Source organism: Cellulophaga geojensis KL-A (assembly GCF_000568425.1).
GTDB classification, from domain to species: domain Bacteria; phylum Bacteroidota; class Bacteroidia; order Flavobacteriales; family Flavobacteriaceae; genus Cellulophaga; species Cellulophaga lytica.
The window spans coordinates 1-617 of record NZ_ARZX01000100.1 but is presented as its reverse complement, the minus strand read 5'-3'; the positions used below and the strand labels follow the sequence as shown (position 1 = coordinate 617).

The following is a 617-nucleotide window of genomic DNA, read 5'->3' as shown; positions in this document are numbered from 1 at the left end:
CTTCTTTACCATCAAGAATTAAATCACCATCGGTATCAGGATTAAAAGGATCTGTACCTAAAGCCGCTTCTTGTGCATTAGTTAAGCCATCCATATCACAATCACTAGTGTCAAGAGGCGTACCACCGTTAGAGTCACAGTCATCAAGCGGGTTGGTATTATCAGTAACTTCTTGTCCGTCTAAAATAGAATCCCCATCAGTATCAGGGTTATTAGGATCTGTGCCTAAAGCCGCTTCTTCATTATCAGATAATCCATCATTATCAGAATCAATAGAAAGTACAACTGTACCAGTACCAATATTTCCAGCAGAATCTGTAGCTATTATTTCTATGGTGTCTTCATCTTCTAATATTGGAAATGTACCATTATCTGGTATTGCTGTAGCCGTATCAATGCTCCAATTTCCTGTAGAATCTGTTGTTACTGAATATGAAACATCAATTACACCATCACCATCTGTATCTAAATCAATTAATAGAAGTTCATTAGAATTTCCTTGACCTGTTAATAAAGGAGAAGTTGTATTAGCTGTAAAGCTATCTACTATAGGATCAGTAGAATCAATAGTAGCCGAATCAGCAGCGCTATTAGGGCCAACGTTCCCAGCAACATCT

Annotated in this window: 1 pseudogene; it reads right to left on the bottom strand. The window is 37.6% G+C overall.

Annotated elements, in window-relative coordinates:
* Positions 1 to 617, bottom strand: a pseudogene (locus tag KLA_RS18195) (thrombospondin type 3 repeat-containing protein); the annotation flags it as partial.